18 protein-coding genes are annotated in these 16,044 nt (G+C 66.5%); 4 read left to right on the forward strand and 14 right to left on the reverse strand.

Annotated elements, in window-relative coordinates; translation table 11 throughout:
* Nucleotides 1-7 precede the first annotated feature (7 nt).
* From gspE to gspG, 9 genes are all read right to left on the reverse strand, one after another.
* Nucleotides 8-1,432 (reverse strand): type II secretion system ATPase GspE, encoded by a 1,425-nt coding sequence (gene gspE, locus ABC383_RS12805; protein WP_413014472.1) that lies wholly within the window; start codon nt 1,430-1,432, stop codon nt 8-10.
* A 22-nt stretch (nt 1,433-1,454) separates the two neighbouring features.
* Nucleotides 1,455-3,824 carry a type II secretion system secretin GspD gene (gspD, locus tag ABC383_RS12810; protein ID WP_413014474.1) on the reverse strand — a complete coding sequence of 790 codons (2,370 nt, stop codon included), beginning with the start codon at nt 3,822-3,824 and terminating at the stop codon, nt 1,455-1,457.
* On the reverse strand, nt 3,821-4,540 hold the full coding sequence (locus ABC383_RS12815; protein ID WP_413016338.1) for a type II secretion system protein N: 720 nt from the start codon (nt 4,538-4,540) through the stop codon (nt 3,821-3,823). Before ABC383_RS12815 ends, gspD begins: the two co-directional genes overlap by 4 nt.
* A gap of 117 nt (nt 4,541-4,657) precedes the next feature.
* Nucleotides 4,658-5,179 (reverse strand): type II secretion system protein M, encoded by a 522-nt coding sequence (gspM, locus tag ABC383_RS12820; RefSeq protein ID WP_413014476.1) that lies wholly within the window; start codon nt 5,177-5,179, stop codon nt 4,658-4,660.
* A 10-nt stretch (nt 5,180-5,189) separates the two neighbouring features.
* Nucleotides 5,190-6,464, reverse strand: a complete 1,275-nt coding sequence (gene gspL, locus ABC383_RS12825; protein WP_413014478.1) for a type II secretion system protein GspL — start codon at nt 6,462-6,464, stop codon at nt 5,190-5,192.
* Nucleotides 6,465-6,474: 10 nt separating this feature from the next.
* A complete protein-coding gene (gspK, locus tag ABC383_RS12830) occupies nt 6,475-7,563 on the reverse strand; it encodes a type II secretion system minor pseudopilin GspK (RefSeq protein WP_413014479.1) in 1,089 nt (362 codons plus the stop codon).
* Complete coding sequence (gene gspI / locus ABC383_RS12835; RefSeq protein ID WP_413014481.1) at nt 7,553-7,942, reverse strand: type II secretion system minor pseudopilin GspI; 390 nt, start codon at nt 7,940-7,942, stop codon at nt 7,553-7,555. Before gspI ends, gspK begins: the two co-directional genes overlap by 11 nt.
* A 1-nt stretch (nt 7,943) precedes the next feature.
* Entirely contained in the window at nt 7,944-8,432 is a 489-nt protein-coding gene (gene gspH, locus ABC383_RS12840) for a type II secretion system minor pseudopilin GspH (RefSeq protein ID WP_413014483.1), read from the reverse strand.
* Entirely contained in the window at nt 8,420-8,872 is a 453-nt protein-coding gene (gspG, locus tag ABC383_RS12845) for a type II secretion system major pseudopilin GspG (RefSeq protein WP_413014485.1), read from the reverse strand. The genes gspH and gspG overlap by 13 nt, the downstream gene beginning before the upstream one ends.
* Nucleotides 8,873-9,133: 261 nt before the next feature.
* Here gspG and ABC383_RS12850 point away from each other — a divergent pair, with 261 nt between their 5' ends.
* Complete coding sequence (locus ABC383_RS12850) at nt 9,134-9,499, forward strand: cupin domain-containing protein (protein WP_413014487.1); 366 nt, start codon at nt 9,134-9,136, stop codon at nt 9,497-9,499.
* A 30-nt stretch (nt 9,500-9,529) separates the two neighbouring features.
* Here ABC383_RS12850 and ABC383_RS12855 read toward each other — a convergent pair whose 3' ends face one another.
* The 5 genes from ABC383_RS12855 to ABC383_RS12875 are packed head-to-tail and all read right to left on the reverse strand — an operon-like array spanning nt 9,530 to nt 12,210.
* A complete protein-coding gene (locus tag ABC383_RS12855; RefSeq protein WP_413014489.1) occupies nt 9,530-10,528 on the reverse strand; it encodes an NAD(P)H-dependent glycerol-3-phosphate dehydrogenase in 999 nt (332 codons plus the stop codon).
* Between the two features lie 6 nt (nt 10,529-10,534).
* Nucleotides 10,535-10,990 (reverse strand): SH3 domain-containing protein, encoded by a 456-nt coding sequence (locus ABC383_RS12860; protein ID WP_413014491.1) that lies wholly within the window; start codon nt 10,988-10,990, stop codon nt 10,535-10,537.
* Nucleotides 10,991-10,998: 8 nt separating this feature from the next.
* Nucleotides 10,999-11,499 (reverse strand): protein-export chaperone SecB, encoded by a 501-nt coding sequence (secB, locus tag ABC383_RS12865; RefSeq protein WP_217346045.1) that lies wholly within the window; start codon nt 11,497-11,499, stop codon nt 10,999-11,001.
* Nucleotides 11,500-11,529: 30 nt separating this feature from the next.
* On the reverse strand, nt 11,530-11,793 hold the full coding sequence (gene grxC / locus ABC383_RS12870) for a glutaredoxin 3 (protein ID WP_194712408.1): 264 nt from the start codon (nt 11,791-11,793) through the stop codon (nt 11,530-11,532).
* A gap of 15 nt (nt 11,794-11,808) precedes the next feature.
* Nucleotides 11,809-12,210 (reverse strand): rhodanese-like domain-containing protein, encoded by a 402-nt coding sequence (locus ABC383_RS12875; RefSeq protein WP_413014494.1) that lies wholly within the window; start codon nt 12,208-12,210, stop codon nt 11,809-11,811.
* Nucleotides 12,211-12,367: 157 nt separating this feature from the next.
* On the opposite strand from ABC383_RS12875, the gene gpmA reads away from it, so the two are divergent.
* The 3 genes from gpmA to ABC383_RS12890 are packed head-to-tail and all read left to right on the forward strand — an operon-like array spanning nt 12,368 to nt 16,027.
* Nucleotides 12,368-13,114 (forward strand): 2,3-diphosphoglycerate-dependent phosphoglycerate mutase, encoded by a 747-nt coding sequence (gene gpmA / locus ABC383_RS12880; protein WP_413014496.1) that lies wholly within the window; start codon nt 12,368-12,370, stop codon nt 13,112-13,114.
* Nucleotides 13,115-13,132: 18 nt separating this feature from the next.
* A complete protein-coding gene (locus ABC383_RS12885; protein ID WP_413014498.1) occupies nt 13,133-14,560 on the forward strand; it encodes a murein hydrolase activator EnvC family protein in 1,428 nt (475 codons plus the stop codon).
* Nucleotides 14,561-14,563: 3 nt separating this feature from the next.
* On the forward strand, nt 14,564-16,027 hold the full coding sequence (locus tag ABC383_RS12890; protein WP_413014500.1) for a S41 family peptidase: 1,464 nt from the start codon (nt 14,564-14,566) through the stop codon (nt 16,025-16,027).
* The last annotated feature ends 17 nt before the right edge of the window (nt 16,028-16,044 follow it).

Raw genomic sequence — 16,044 nt, forward strand, 5'->3', positions numbered from 1 at the left:
TTCCTCTTTAATCCTTGGTCACGCGCAGCAGCTCGGCCTGCGTCGTGGTGCCGTCGGCCAGCCAGCGTTCGCCATCCTCGCGCATGGTGCGCATGCCGTCGCGCTGGGCGGTGATGCGGATGTCGGCCTCCGAAGCGCGGTCATGGATCTGGGAACGGATCTGGTCGGTGGTCTGCAGCAGTTCATAGACGCCGACCCGGCCGTGGTAGCCGGTCATGCCGCACTTGTCGCAGCCGACCGCATGCCACATCGTGCCGTCATGGCGCCGGCAGTGCGGGCACAGCTTCCTGACCAGGCGCTGCGCCACCACGCCCAGCAGCGAGGACGACAGCAGGAAGGGCTCGATGCCCATGTCCAGCAGGCGGGTGACGGCGGCGGCGGAATCGTTGGTGTGCAGGGTCGCCAGCACCAGGTGGCCGGTGAGGGAAGCCTGCACCGCGATCTGCGCGGTTTCCAGGTCGCGGATCTCGCCGATCATGATCACGTCCGGGTCCTGGCGCAGGATGGCGCGCAGGGCCTTGGCGAAGGTCATGTCGATGCGGGCATTGACCTGGGTCTGGCCGACGCCGGCCAACTCGTACTCGATCGGGTCTTCCACCGTCAGGATGTTGGTGCTGGCGGCATTCAGGCGCGACAGCGCAGCATACAGCGTGGTGGTCTTGCCGGAACCGGTTGGGCCGGTCACCAGCACGATGCCGTGCGGCTGGGCGATCAGGTGGTCGAACTCCTTCAGGGTATGGTCGTCCATGCCCAGGCTCTGCAGATCGAGCCGGCCGGCTTCCTTGTCCAGAAGACGCAGCACGGCGCGCTCGCCGTGGCCGGTGGGCAGGGTGGAAACGCGCACGTCGACCGGCTTGCCGCCCACCCGCAGCGTGATGCGGCCGTCCTGCGGCAGCCGTTTCTCGGCGATGTCGAGCTGGGCCATGATCTTGATGCGGGAAATCATCGAGGCATGGATCGCCTTCTTGGGCCGCACGATGTCGCGCAGCGCGCCGTCGATGCGAAAGCGCACCACCGAGATCTGCTCGAAGGGCTCGATATGGATGTCGGAAGCGCCTTCCCGCAGCGACTGCGTCAGCAGCGCGTTGATCATGCGGATCACCGGCGCGTCGTCGGCCGATTCCAGCAGGTCTTCCACCGCCGGCATGTCCTGCATCATCTTGGCCAGGTCGAGGTCGGACTCGTATTCGTCGATCACCTGGGCGGCGTCGTTGCCGGCGCCGGCATAGGCGCGGGCGATGGCGGCATCGAGCGCCTCGCGGTCCATGCGCTTCAGGCGGATGCGGCCGAAACGGCGGCTGACCTCGGCGATGGCGCGCGGCGCGGTGGCATCCGACACCCAGACCTCGACGCCGGTATCGGGCGTGGCGCCGCGCTGCGCGAGCACGGCATGGTCGCGGGCGAAGGCATACGGTAACAGTCGGGCTTCCATGATTTCTCTCTTCGCCGGCCGCTTACTGGGTGAACTGCGGCAGGCCTGGTTGCGGCGCCGCCGGTTGTGGCGGCAGCGCGGGTTGAACGGGCATGGGCTGCGGCTCGGGCGGCAGGCCCGGCTGCAGCGGATTGCGCGGCATGATGCCATTGGCGCCCGGCGGCAGGTTCAGCAGGTCGCCGTTCTGCAGGCGGCCGTTTTCCATCACCGGCACGATGGGCTTGCCGACGTTGGGCAGCACCGGCGAATCCGGCTGCTTGGTCTGCAGCTGCTGGCCGCGAATGTACTCGTAGCGGTCGCTTGCCACGTTCAGGTTCTGGTCGGCGCTGCGGATCAGGGTCGGGCGCAGGAACACCATCAGGTTGGTCTTTTCGCGGCTGGTGTTCTGGTACTTGAACAGGTTGCCCACCACGGGGATGTCGCCCAGTCCCGGCACCTTCTCCGTGCCATTACTGTTGCGGTCGTCGATCAGGCCGCCCAGCACGATGATTTCGCCATTGTCGACCAGCACATTGGTCTGGATCGCGCGCTTGGTGGTGATCAGACCCGAGACGTTGTTCTTGGTTTCGTCGATGGCCGAGGTTTCCTGGTAGATCGCCATCTTCACGGTGCCGCCTTCCGACACCTGCGGCTTGACCACCAGCGACAGGCCGATGTCCTTGCGCTCCACCGTCTGGAACGGGTTCACGCCGGCCGCGCCGCCGGACGCGGCGGTGGTGTACTGGCCGGTGACGAAGGGCACGTTCTGGCCGACGATGATGCGGGCTTCCTCGTTGTCCAGCGTGATCAGGTTGGGCATGGACAGGATGTTGGCATTGCCCTCGGTCTCCAGCGCGCGGGCGATCAGGCCCAGCGTGAGCTGGCCGGCCACCTGCCGGAACACGCCGAGGTTCAGGCCGTTGCCCGGGGCCTGAAGCTGCTGACTCGTGCCGGTGGTCGTGCCGGCCAGGCGCGCCGCGGCCTGGGTGATCAGGTTGTTGCCGCCGCTGGAAAAGCCGGTGATGGTGCCGACCCGGTAGGCACTGTCGCCGTTGCCGGACAGGCCGGCCCACTGGATGCCGAATTCGGCGGCGCGCTTGGCGCTGACCTCGACGATCAGCGACTCGATGTAGACCTGGGCGCGACGGGCGTCGAGCTGGTCGACCACGCTGCGCAGGTTGCGGTACACCGCCTCGCTGGCGGTGATGATCAGGGAATTGGTGGCCGGGTCGGCCTGGATGAAGCCGCCGGGTCCGCCGGTGGGCAGCGGGCCGCTGCCCTGGCCCTGGCCCTGGCCGGACTGGCCAAAGCCCATGCCGCCCTGGCCCAGTCCGCCCTGTCCCAGGCCGCCGCCGGTCTGGCCGAGGCCGGCGCCGCTGGTGTTGGTGAGGGCCGGGTTGCTCGGCGTGGATGCGCCGCCGGTGTTGCCGGTCTGCAGGCCGGACGCCGACGGGTCCGAGGCCACCACCGCGCGCAGCGTCAGCGCCAGCTTGGTGGCTTCGGCGTTTTTCAGGTAGATCACGTGCACGTTGCCGGGCATCGCGGTGGGCTGGTCGAGCTTGTCGACCAGCGAGCGCGCCAGCCGGGCGCGGGCTTCGGACGGCGCCCGGATGATGACCGAGTTGGTGCGGCTGTCCGCCAGCAGGCTGGTGCGGTCGCTGCCGCCGGCGACGCCCTGCCCGCCCGGCTGGCCGCCGGCGCTGCCGCCATCGAGCAGCCGGTTGACCATGGTGGCGATGTCGGTCGCCACCGCATGCCGGATCGGCAGCACGTCCAGGTCGGCCGCGGCCGGCATGTCCAGCGAGGCGATGATGCGGCCCAGCCGGCGCAGGTTGTCGGCATAGTCGGTGATGACCAGGCTGTTGGTGCCGGGATTGGCATTGATGGTGTTGTTGGGCGAGATCAGCGGCCGCAGCACCGGCACCATGTTCACCGCCGATTCATAGTTGAGCTTGAAGACCTGGGTGGCGATCTGGTCGCCGCGCACCGCGCCGCCGTCGCCGCCGCGGCCGGGCGTGGTCTGGATCGGGCCGGCCTGCAGCTTGGCGTCGGCTTCCGGCACCACCTTGGTGAAGGGGCCGCTGGCCACCACCGTATAGCCCTGCAGGCGCAGCGCCGAACTGAGCAGCTGCATCGCCTGCGCCTTGGTCACCGGCTTTTCGGAGATCAGGCTGATCGTGCCCTTGACCCGCGGATCGATCAGGAAATTGGTGCCGGTGTAATGCCCGACCGCCTTGACCACGGACTCGATGTCGGCGCCGACGAAATTGAGCACTGCCTCGTTGCGTGACGGATCCTGCGCCCGCGCCGGCGCCATGCCGGCCAGCAGGCTCATCACGAGAGTGGCGGCGCCAGCGCGGCGCCAGGTTGCCTTGGTCGGCAGGCATTTTGCCAGTGGGAAGAGTTTTTTCATTTGAATTCGAGTGAGATGTAATCCTTGCCGCCTTCGGTACGACGTTGTCCGAGCAGATTCAACAGATTCGCCAGTCTTTGCTCCTGCCCCGGCTCCGCCTCGGCCTTGCCGGAAAACTGCATCCTGCCGCGGTCAAGCCGGCCGGCGCCGCTCAGCAGCAGCGGACCGTGCAGCGAACCGAGCTGCAATTGCGCCTGCTGGCCGCGCCATTCCAGTGTCATTCGGTAAGCGCCCAGCGGCTTGATCGGCGACAGCCGGGATGCAATATCGTCGAGCGTCAGGCGCATTGTGCCGGTCATTGCCACCTGCTGCCCCTGCCGCGCAATCTGCAGCTGCTGCCAGTCCAGCGTCATGCGACCGGACGGCTGCAGCGTGTTGAGCGGCGCGCCCAGCGCCGTCAGGCGTTCGGCCGGCAGGGTGATGGCCGCCGCACTGATGGTCCAGGCGCTCCAGCCGCCGGTAATCTTCACCGGTGTCGACAGCGCCGCCGGATTGCTCAGTTCCGCATCCAGCGTTCCCAGCACGACCAGCGGCGAGAGCCGCCACGCGAACCGGCCCGGCAGCAGCGGCGTCACCGCAGAATCCGCGCCAGGCGCGCCGCCCAGAAAGGCCGAGCCCTGCCACAAGGTCCCCTGCGCATCGCCCAGCGAAAACCTGCCGCCGGTTTGCCGCTCCAGCAACACCGACATCCAGGCCGCGGGCAAAAAAGCCAGCATAGTCAAGAGGATAGCGAATGTTGCCGAAAGCAACCATATCACGGCCCTCAGCAATTTCCCGCCTTTTTGTGCGGTTTCCGGCTTTCATTTTCCGACAACATGGTCACTGCCTTTCGCTTATTGCGCCTTTTGCTGGCGCAAGGTCACGTTGGCATTGACGATGTCCGGCGTCGGCTGGGCGGTGATGCTGGCTTCGGTCACCGTCAGCTGGAACGCGGCGCGCGCCTCGTTGAGCCATTCGTTGAGCGCGCTGAACGAGGCGCCCGGAAGCTGCAGGCGCACGATCTCGCCGGCAACCGAGGTGTTTTCGGCTTTCAGCCCGCGCCGCTGCAGCGCTGCCTCCAGCGTTTCGCGGCTCAGCGGCACGGCGGCCGGCGCCGCGGCGGCGTCGCCCTGCGGCAGCATCACCGCCTCCTGGGTCAGGGCCTGCAGTTGCGCCACCTGCTGGCGCATTTCCGGCAGGCTGCGCTGGTAGCGCGCAATGCCTTCCTGCGCCGGGGACACCAGCAGCAGGTAGACCAGTGCGGCCACGATTGCCGCCATGCCGGCCAGCAGGATGCGCTGCTCGCGCAGGTTGCGTTCGGCCCAGAAACGGGAAGCGGCCTGGCTTGCTTCGGTCATGCTTGTCTTCAGACTCATCTGCCCTGCCTCATTTTCCGGTCTTGACTTGCCACATCACCACGCCGGCCTGCTCCGGCGCGGCGGTCAGGGACAGATTGCGCCGCGCCAGCGCCGCGCTGACCGCATCGAACGGCACCTGCGCCTCGGGTTTCAGGCGGACGAACAGGCTGCGCTCGCGGTATTCCAGCCCGGCCAGCGTCGGCGGCGCGCCGCCCGGCGTGCGCGCCGCGGCGCTCTGCCATGCTTCGCCGAAGGCGGCGGCCAGCGCGCCGAAATCGTCCGGCGCGCCCTGGCCGGCGTTGCGGCGGCCGGCGGCCACCTTCTGCCGGGTCTGGGCCAGCGGATCGACGATCACGGTCTCGTTCGGAAACGCTGCCTTGTAGATCTGCGTCATCGAGGCGCGCAGGCCGTCGTATTCCCGTTTCAGCCGTATCCATTCCAGGTTCAGCGGCACCAGGTTCACCGCCAGCAGCAGCACCGCCAGCGCCAGCGGCAGCCGCCACGGCTTCCAGTTCAGCTTGGGCCGGGCCGAGGCGCCCAGGCCGATCGCCAGGTCGATGTCGGCGCCGCCGGCGCCGGCGATCCACTGCTGCCAGCTGTCGGCCTGCACGGTGACCAGTTCGGCCGCGCCCAGCTCCGCCGCCGCCTGCTGGTAGGCCGGCGCCCGCTCGCGCGGCACCCGCAGCAGCAGCGGCTGGCCGTGCGCCATCGCCAATGCCGCGTCGACCGCCTCGCGCGCCGCGCTGGCCGGATGCTCGGGCAGGATCGCCACGCCCATGCCATCCTGGGCCGACAGGCGCAGCGTCAGTTCGATGTCGGCGTCCTGCTCCAGCACGACGCCCTGCACGGCGTCGGCCGCATGCGGCACGCACAACTGGGCCGGCAGCGCCGAAATGCGCGCCATGCCGGAACCGAGCACGGTGCGCGTCATCAGTTCCAGCCAGGCGCGCTGCACCACCGCCACCGTGCGCAGGCCGTCGGCCAGCGCGCCGCCGATGACGATGCATTCGGCAGGATCGGTGATCAGCTGGTCTTCCACCAGGTTGGGCAGCGCGGCCCGCTGGCGCGCCGCCGACATCGGCGGCATCTGCACCCGCAGCATGGTGACGTCGCTGGCGGCCACCAGCAGCACCACGCGCTGCGCGCGCGCCACCAGCGCCGACACCTGTGACAGGGCGGCGACGCCCTCCTGCTCCAGCAAGCCGCTTGGCGCCGCCAGCGCGTAGGGGCAGTCCAGCACTTCCCATTGGGTGGTGCTGTCGAAAGCTGCCTTGGACGGCAGGCGTAGGTACAGTGTGCTCAAGGACTTCCTTCTAGTTTTCGCGTATCCATACCAGCTCGGTCTTTGCAGGGCCAGCGGCACAATCGCCACCAGTAGTGCGCGTGCCCGTGCGCTTTAGCAGCGCTTGCGTCTGCAGCGCTGCGCGGTTTAGCCTTACCCGCCCATTAACCAGGAAAAAACTCGAACATACAGTGACATTCCTTGGGGTTCCCTGCGTTACCGATTTCAAATCGTTGACAAGGGTCGTGGAGGAACGGAAGCTGGCAGTGTTCCTGATCGCCACGATCTGGGCCGCCTGCGACGGGGAAATATCGTCAATTACCGCAGCCATGACTTCGGGCGGCGCGGTATTGATGTTCAGCTTGGTTCCCCCGTCCGGCAGGAAGATTACCAGATTGCGCAGCTTCTCCACCGCTTCGGGCGTGAAGCCGGGCACGACCAGCAGGTCCTCCACCTGGGTCATTGGCATCAGGCGCTGGCTGCTCACGGTGACCGGCGTCTTGCCCTGGCTATTTTCGGCGTTGCTGCTGGTGTTGGTGCCGGCATTGACCCGCGGCAACCCGGTTTGGGGATCGATCTCCTGCCCGGCCCCGGCCTCGCTGGCCGCAGGCAGCGCTTGCCTGGGCACACTGGCCGCCACCATCGACGCCGTATCCACCGCCAGCGACGGGTTGAGCCGCTGGCTGGCCAGCAGGCGGGCGAAGATCTCGACCTGCTTTTTGTCTGGCGTGCCTTTCGGCGCCAGGTTGGTCAGGTTGTACAGCCCCTGCGCATCGACCATCTGGCCCGACAGCGTGGCGTCGCTGCTCTCGGTGTCGGCGCGGTTGTTTTCCACGTACTGGTCCAGCCGGGTGTCGAGCAGCGGCACCGCCCACGGCTGGTCGAGCGAATCATAGTTGGAAAGCCGGGCATTCTCCCGCAGGATCAGGCGCGCCCAGTCGAGCGCGCCGCGCATTATCCATTGCTTCTGCAGCTGCAGCCGCTGGTTCTCGATCGAGCGCACCTGCACCTGCTGCTGCCAGAACAGGCTGGCCACGATGGTCACGGCCAGCGTGGTCAGCAGCAGCGCCGTCACCACCGCAACGCCGCGCTGTCGGTATTGATGTCTTCTAGAGGCCATTGGGCACCACCTGGGTCAGCTTGATGATGCGCCGCTCGGGGCTGGCGGCATCGACCACGCTCACTTCCACCCTGCGGAACGCCGGATTGGGCGTGGCGAACACGCTTTCCTGGCAGACCAGCGCCAGCTCGCCCTGCGGGCACTCGAAGCTGCGGTTGCCCAGCGGCGGCCACTCCTTGGCCATGCGGATCTGCGACAGCCGGTTTTCCGCCGACCAGGTCGCCATCAGCGACGCCCGCAGGTCGTTGCTGTTCTGGGTCAGGCTGCCGACCGCGCGCAGGCTCGCACCCAGCGCGGTGCCGACGATGGCCAGCGCCACCAGCACTTCCAGCAGGGTGAAGCCGGCATGGCGCGCAAGTGCTGTGGTCGGGGCGGGCATCTCAGTCAACGGTAAAGTGGCCGATGCCATCGGCGCGGATGGCCACGCTGGTATCGGCCAGCGCCAGGGTCAGCACGAAGGGCTGCTGCACCGGCTCGCGGCCGAACACGATGCGCAGCGGACCGGCATTGCCATCCGGCGGCGGGAACACCAGCAGGGTCACCGGCGCGCGCTTGAACTGGCGCGGGCGCAGCATGTCGTCCGCGCGCAGCGGCTGCCAGGCTTTTTCCTCGCGCTGCAGGAAGCGGTAGCCTTCGCTGTCGGCCTCGAAGGCGATCGGGCGGTCGCGCACGATGGCTTCGTCGCGCGCCAGTTGCAGCAGCAGCGCGATGCGCTGTGCGTCGTCTTTCAGGTTTTGCTGCGGGCCGGGCATGGCATTGAAGGACACGATGCCCAGCGTAATGCCGGCAATGACCAGCACCACCAGCAATTCAAGCAGTGTGAAGCCGCGCTGCGCGCGGCTGGCCCGGTGGCAGGTCAGAGATCCCACGACCCGATGTCGGCATCGTTGCCGGTGCCGCCTGGCTGGCCGTCCGCGCCCAGCGAGAACACGTCGACTTCGCCGCGCAGGCCGGGGGAAAGGTACTGGTAGGGATTGCCCCATGGGTCCTTGGGCAGCTTGTCGATGTAGCCGCCCTGCTTCCAGCCGTTGGCGGCCGGGCCGTTGGTGGGCTTGGTGACCAGCGCCTGCAACCCCTGTTCGGTGGTCGGATAACGCTGGTTGTCGAGCCGGTACAGCTTGAGCGATTGCATCAGCGTGGAAATGTCCTGGCGCGCCGCCATGATGCGGGCATCGTCGGTGCGGCCCATCAGCTTGGGCACCACCAGCGCGGCCAGGATGCCCATGATGACGACCACCACCATGATTTCGATCAGGGTAAAGCCACGCGCCAGTGCGCGCCGGGAAACAGAAGCAGAAGACTTGAGCATGGAATTGGTTACAGGTGAGGAGAAGTGAAAGTATAAGGGCAGTACCGGGGCGGCATGCAGGGAAAACAAGAAAATGACATAAAGAAATAGAGCCGTAACAATTGCCGCGACCGCAGGCTCAGGCAATCATTCTTTCTTGCATCTTCTCTGACAGCAATAGTAGTAGCAAAGTGCCGCGGCTAGTTCAAAACGACTCGATCATGCGCAATGCCATCCTCGGGCAGCAATGTAGGCTAAGGTTTTTGCTTTGGGAGAACGTTTATGTCCCTGCCCCATGCCGCCTCTGGCGATTTGATCAATATCGCGCCCCTGGGCGATCAACTGGAAAGCGCGGTCTCCACGGCCTTCCTGAAAACCGAGCATCTGGAGCTGATGCGCCTGGTGCTGCAGGCGGGCAAATCGATGCCTGAACACTGGGTGGAAGGCGATGTGACGCTGCAATGCCTGGAAGGCAGCATTGAACTGGAAGCCCACGGCAAGCGGCAAACGCTGGGTCCGGGCCAGATGGTCTATCTCGCGCCCAAGGTGCCGCATGCGCTGCATGCCAGGGACAACGCCTCGGTGCTGATGACAGTGCTGCTGAACCGGCCGGTCAATACCGGCGGTCCGGCCGGCAGCAAGCCCTAAAGCGCTTTCGGCATGCCGGGGCAGCGCCGTTCAGCCCTGCTCCGGCTGCGGGTCGCGCGCCATCAGGCGTGCCACCATCGCATCCGGCGCATCGCCGTCGAACAGCACGCCGGCCACCGCGCTGGCGATCGGCATCCTTACCCCGTATTGCGCCGCCAGTTCCCGCACCGCCCGGGCGCAGCGCACCCCTTCGGCCACATGGCCCAGTTCGGCCACGACGACGTCCAGCGGCTTGCCCTGCGCCAGGCCGAGACCGACACGGCGGTTGCGCGACAGGTCGCCGGTGCAGGTGAGGATCAGGTCACCCATGCCGGTCAGGCCCATGAAGGTTTCGGGACGGCCGCCGAGCGCCACGCCCAGCCTTGAGATTTCCACCAGCCCGCGGGTGATCAGCGCGGCGCGCGCATTCAGGCCCAGGCCCAGGCCGTCGACCACGCCGGTGGCGATCGCCAGGATGTTCTTGACCGCGCCGCCGACTTCCACGCCGACCATGTCGTCGGTGGAATAGACCCGGATGGCGCCGCCGTGCAGCGCCGCCACCACCCGCTCGCAGAGGTCGGCGTCGGCCGAAGCCACCGTCAGCGCGCACGGCAGGCCTTGCGCCACTTCCTGGGCAAAGGAAGGCCCGGACAGCGCCGCGGCCGGCAGGTCCGCGCCCAGCACGTCGCGCACCACCTGGTGCGGCAGCAGCCGGGTTTCTTCTTCAAAACCCTTGCACAGCCAGACGATGTTCGGGATGGCGTAAGCCTTGAGCTGGATGGCCAGCGGCCGCAGGCCGGCCACCGAAGTGGCGACGACCAGCAGCGCATCGGGCGCGGCCACATGGGCCAGCGCTTCGGGCAGGTCGCTGGAAAGCCGCAGCTGCGGCGGCAGTCCGAAACCGGGAAGATAATCGTGGTTCTCGCGCGCGGCGGCCATGCGGCCGATGGCTTCCCGGTTGCGTCCCCACAGCAGCACGTCATGGCGGGCAGCCAGCGACAATGCCAGCGCGGTGCCCCAGGCGCCAGCGCCCAATACCGTGATCTTCACGCTGACTCAGTCGCCCCAGATGTCGGCGGCGCGGATATAGCCGCCCTGGCCGTCACGATGGCGCACCTTGACCCAGCCCGATGAAATCGGCTCGGCCAGTTCCAGCAGCACGCCCTTGTCGGCGGTGAATACCACGGCGCCGGCCTCATCGGCGCTGGCGCGCACCTTGGCGCCGGCCGCGCTGACGACCACATGGCGCCGGCTGTCCAGCGCCTTGGCCTCGATCCAGGACAGGTCGCCGGCGACATCGCGCACCTTGGTCCATTCGCCATAGCTCAGCACCACTTCCACCGGCATGCCGCGCGGCGCGACGAACATCTTGCGGCCGCGTTCGGACGGCGCGTCGTACAGGATGGCGGGCGCGGCGCCCACCGACTTGAACTCGGCAGCGCGCGCCGCCGGCGCCGCCAGCGTGGCGGCCAGGGCGGCCAGGGCCGCGGCGCAGGCTATACGGCGATTCATTGCAGTGCTCAGTGCTTGGCCTGCGAACCGTCCGGCATCACGATGCCGGCGCCGCCCGCCTGCTGACCCTGCTGCTCGGCCAGCGCCTGCAGGCGCTGCTGGTAGAACAGCTCGAAATTGATTTCCGACAGGTGCACCGGCGGGAAGCCGGCGCGGGTGATCAGGTCGGCGATGTTGGCGCGCAGGTACGGGTACACGATGTTCGGGCAACCGATGCCCAGGAGCGGGTCGAGCTGCTCGGCCGGGATGTTGCGGGCCTCGAAGATGCCGGCCTGCTTGCATTCGACCAGGAAGGCAACCTTGTCCTTGATCTTGGCGGTCACGGTGATGGTGACGGTGGATTCGAAGATGCCATCGGCCAGCGGCTCGGCGCCGACATCGACCGCCACTTCCATGTTGGGCGCTTCCTGCTCGAGGAAGATGGTCGGGGAATTCGGCTGCTCGAGCGAGACATCCTTCAGGTAGACGCGCTGGATCTGGAATACGGGTTGCAGGTTTTCGTCGGACATGGACTTCTTTCTGTGTATGAAGGTGGTTGCTTATTCGCCGCGCAGGAGCGGTTCGAGCTTGCCGGCGCGGTCGAGCGCGGACAGGTCGTCGAAGCCGCCGACATGGGTGTCGCCGATGTAGATCTGCGGCACGGTGCGGCGGCCGGTTTTCTGCATCATGTGGTTACGTTGTTCGGGATCGAGGTCGATGCGGACCTTTTCGATCTCGTCGACGCCCTTGGCTTTCAGGAGGCGTTCCGCCATCACGCAATAAGGGCAGACGCCGGTGCTGTACATGAGAACATGCGCGGTCATGATGTTGTTCCTTGATTATTTCGCGGTCGGCAGGCCCTGTGCCCGCCACGCGGCCAGGCCGCCATCGAGACTGTAGACTTCGGAAAAGCCGGCGCTCTTCAACTGGCTGGCCGCGCGGGCCGACTGCGCACCGGAGGAGCATACAACGATTACGGATTTCGATTTGAACTTGTCCAGTTCGCTGATGCGCGCCTTCAGGTCCTTCAGCGGGATGTGGCGGGCGTCGCGGATATGGCCGGCGGCGAATTCATCCTGGTCGCGGATGTCCAGGATCACGCCCTTGCCCTGGTTCAGCATTTGAGTGGCCTGCAGCAGGGAGAGACGCGCGCCGCCGCGCTGCAGGGTGGGCAGAAAGAGCGCGCCGCCGGATAACAGGGCCAGTGCGATCAGCCAGATATTGTCAATGAAGAATTTCACAAGCTTGCCGTCAGTAGGTGGAATCGGGAGGAAACCGGTTGGATTGGGATGGAACAGCCAAAAGAGCGCGACATTATAAAATAGAAGTCGGTTTACAATTCAAAACCTGCATTTGTCCGCATTTGCCCCCCATTTCCCCATAGACCATAGAAGCCCCATGTACAAAATCGTATTGATGCGCCACGGCGAATCCACCTGGAATCTGGAAAACCGCTTCACCGGCTGGACCGATGTCGACCTGACCGAGAAAGGCATGGCCGAAGCGCGCCACGCCGGCAAGCTGCTGAAGGAGGCCGGCCTGTCCTTCGACGTCGCCTACACCTCGGTTCTCAAGCGCGCCATCCGCACCCTGTGGATCACGCTCGACGAAATGGACCTGATGTGGCTGCCGGTGAAGAACGACTGGCGCCTGAACGAGCGCCACTATGGCGCGCTGCAGGGGCTGGACAAGGCCGAGACCGCCGCCAAGTACGGCGACCAGCAGGTGCTGGTATGGCGCCGCAGCTACGACACGCCGCCCAATCCGCTCGACGCCAGCGATCCGCGCGCTTCCTACAACGACCCGCGCTACGCCGGCCTGCAGCGCGACCAGATCCCGCTGACCGAATGCCTGAAGGACACCGTGGCGCGCGTGATGCCGGCCTGGGACGAGGAAATCGCGCCGGCCATCAAGGCCGGCAAGCGCATCATCATCTCGGCCCACGGCAACAGCCTGCGCGCGCTGATCAAGATGCTCGACGGCATCAGCGACGCCGACATCGTCGGCCTGAACGTGCCGAACGGCCAGCCGCTGGTGTATGAACTCGATGCCGACCTGAAACCGATCCGCAGCTACTACCTCGGCGACGCCGACGCGATTGCCGCGGCGATGCAGGCGGTCGCCAGCCAGGGCAAGGCCAAGTAATCCTTCCCGAGACAATAAGTGACTGTTCAACGATGGCGCGGCGCCGCGCTGGGCCTGGCGCTGCTGTTGGCGGCCGGCCCGGGCGGCGCCGCCAAGCTGACCGAGCGCACCCGGCAGAAACAGGCCGCCGAGGCCGAACGCGCCGTGCTGCAGCAGAAGCTGACGGCCTTGAAGCGCGACATCACCCGCACCGAGAGCGCCAAGGAGGACGCGGCCGATGCGCTGTCCGAATCCGAAGCGGCGATCTCCGACGCCAACCGCGCGCTGTACGACCTCGCCCGCGAGCAGAAGGACACGGCCGCCCGCATCGCCCGCCTGCAGAAGGAACTGGCGCAGCTGACGAAGGAGGTCGACGCCCAGAAGGCGCGGCTGTCGCGGCTCCTGCGCCAGCAGCACATGGCCGGCGGCGAGGACCGCATCAAGCTGCTGCTGTCGGGCGACAATCCGAACCGCATCAACCGCGACCTGCAATACCTGGGCTATGTGTCGCAGGCACAGGCCAGGCTGATCGAATCGCTGCGCGCCGACGTGGCTGCGGTGGAAAAGAACAAGGCCGACACCCAAGACGCCAAGGACGAGCTGGATGAAATCGCGCTCGAGCAGCGCGACCAGAAAGCCCTGCTGGAGCGGGAAAAGGCCAAGCGCGCCACGCTGGTGGCGCAGCTGTCGAACAAGCTGGGCGAGCAGCGCAAGGAAGTCGGCAACATCCAGCGCGACGAGCAGCGCCTGGGCGGCCTGGTCGACAAGCTGGCCAGGATGATCGAGGAACAGCGGCGCGCTGAAATCGCCGCCGAAAAACGGCGCCAGCAGCAGCTGGCGGCCGCCGCCGCCGAACGCGCACGCCAGGAAAAGCTGCGCGAGCAGCAAGCGGCCGCAAAGCGGCAGCGGGAACAGCAGGCGCACAATGCGGGGAAGGGCAAACCGCTGCCGGCGAATAATCCGGATGCGATCGACGCCGACGAGAACCCCAACCTGGCTGCCAACAAGCGGGAACGGGAGCGGGCACTGCCGCCGCCGCCACCGGCGCCGCCGGCCGGCATCTTCCCGGCCTCCTTCCCGGCGCTGCGCGGCCAGATGGCGATGCCTGTGCATGGCGAGATCGCGGCCCGTTTCGGCGGCGGCCGCGGCGACGGCCCGAGCTGGAAGGGGCTGTTCATCAAGGCCGCCGAAGGCGCCGAGGTCAAGGTAGTGGCCGGCGGCCGGGTGGTATTCGCCGAATGGCTGCGCGGTTTCGGCAACCTGATCATCGTCGATCACGGCGGCCAGTACATGAGCATCTATGGCAATAACCAGTCGCTTCTGAAGCGGCCGGGCGATGCGGTCAGGGCCGGCGAGGTCATTGCCAGTGCAGGCAATAGCGGCGGCAACGAACAATCGGGTTTATACTTTGAAATGCGGCATCAGGGCCGCGCCTTCGATCCTCTCGGTTGGGTAACTTCCAGGTGACACATGAGCAGCAAATTCAAGAACTTCGGTCTTATTGGTCTGGGCATGCTTGCCGGCGTCGTCGGCTCGATGCAATTCGACGCGCTGGCGCAGAAGAATGCCGGCGCCCCGCTGCCGGTCGATGAACTGCGCCAGCTGGCCGACGTGTTCGGCCTGATCAAGTCCGATTATGTCGAGAATGTCGAAGACAAGAAGCTTTTGACCGAGGCCATTTCCGGCATGGTGGCGTCGCTCGACCCGCATTCGGCCTATCTGGACAAGAAAGCCTTCAAGGAACTGCGCGAAGGCACCCAGGGCAAGTTCGTCGGCCTCGGCATCGAGGTCGGCATGGAAGACGGCTATGTGAAGGTCATCTCGCCGATCGAGGATTCGCCCGCCTACAAGGCCGGACTGAAAGCCGGCGACCTGATCACCCGGCTTGACAGCACGCCGGTCAAGGGCATGACGCTGGACGAGGCCGTCAAGCGCATGCGCGGCGAGCCCAACACCAAGATCACGCTGACGGTGGCGCGCAAGGAAGAAGACAAGCCGGTGCTGATCACCATCGTGCGCCAGGAAATCCGGGTGCAGAGCGTCAAGTCCAAGCTGATCGAACCCGGTTACGCCTGGGTGCGGGTATCGCAGTTCCAGGAACCGACGGTGGAGGACATGGCCAAGAAGATCAGCGCCCTGTACGCCCAGGACCCGAACATCAAGGGCCTGGTGCTGGACCTGCGCAACGATCCGGGCGGCGTGCTGCCGGGCGCGATCGGCGTCTCCGCCGCCTTCCTGCCCAAGGACGTGGCGATCGTCTCGACCAATGGCCAGCTGCCGGACTCCAAGGCCACCTTCTATGCCCGGCGCGAGTTCTACGGCACCCGCTCGCTGAGCGATCCGCTGTCGAAACTGCCGGATGCGGTGAAGAACGTGAAGATGGTGGTGCTGGTCAACTCCGGTTCGGCATCGGCGTCCGAGATCGTGGCCGGCGCACTGCAGGACTACAAGCGCGCCACCATCATGGGCAGCCAGACCTTTGGCAAGGGCTCGGTGCAGACCATCCGCCAGCTCTCCGCCGACACCGCGGTCAAGCTCACCACCGCCCGCTACTACACCCCCAACGGCCGCTCGATCCAGGCCCGCGGCATCGTGCCCGACCTGATGGTCGACGAAACCCCGGAAGGCGATGGCTTAAACAGCCTGCGCCTGCGCGAAGCCGACCTGACCAAGCATCTGCTGAACGACAAGGACAAGGAAGCCGAGGTGCGCAACAAGGTCGATGAGCTGGAGGAGGAACAGCGCCTGGCAGCGCTGGACAAGAAGCGCAAGCCGCTGGAGTTCGGCAGCAAGGACGACTTCCAGCTGGCGCAGGCGCTCAACCACCTGAAGGGCCTGCCGGTGCAGGTCGCCAAGGCAAAGGTCGTGGAGAACAAGAAGGAACCCAGCATCAACGACCCGGACGAGCCGAAGAAGAACGACGGCAAGAAGTAATCTCCGCAGCAATCCCA

Source organism: Noviherbaspirillum phoenicis (assembly GCF_047237965.1).
Lineage (GTDB): Bacteria > Pseudomonadota > Gammaproteobacteria > Burkholderiales > Burkholderiaceae_D > Noviherbaspirillum_A.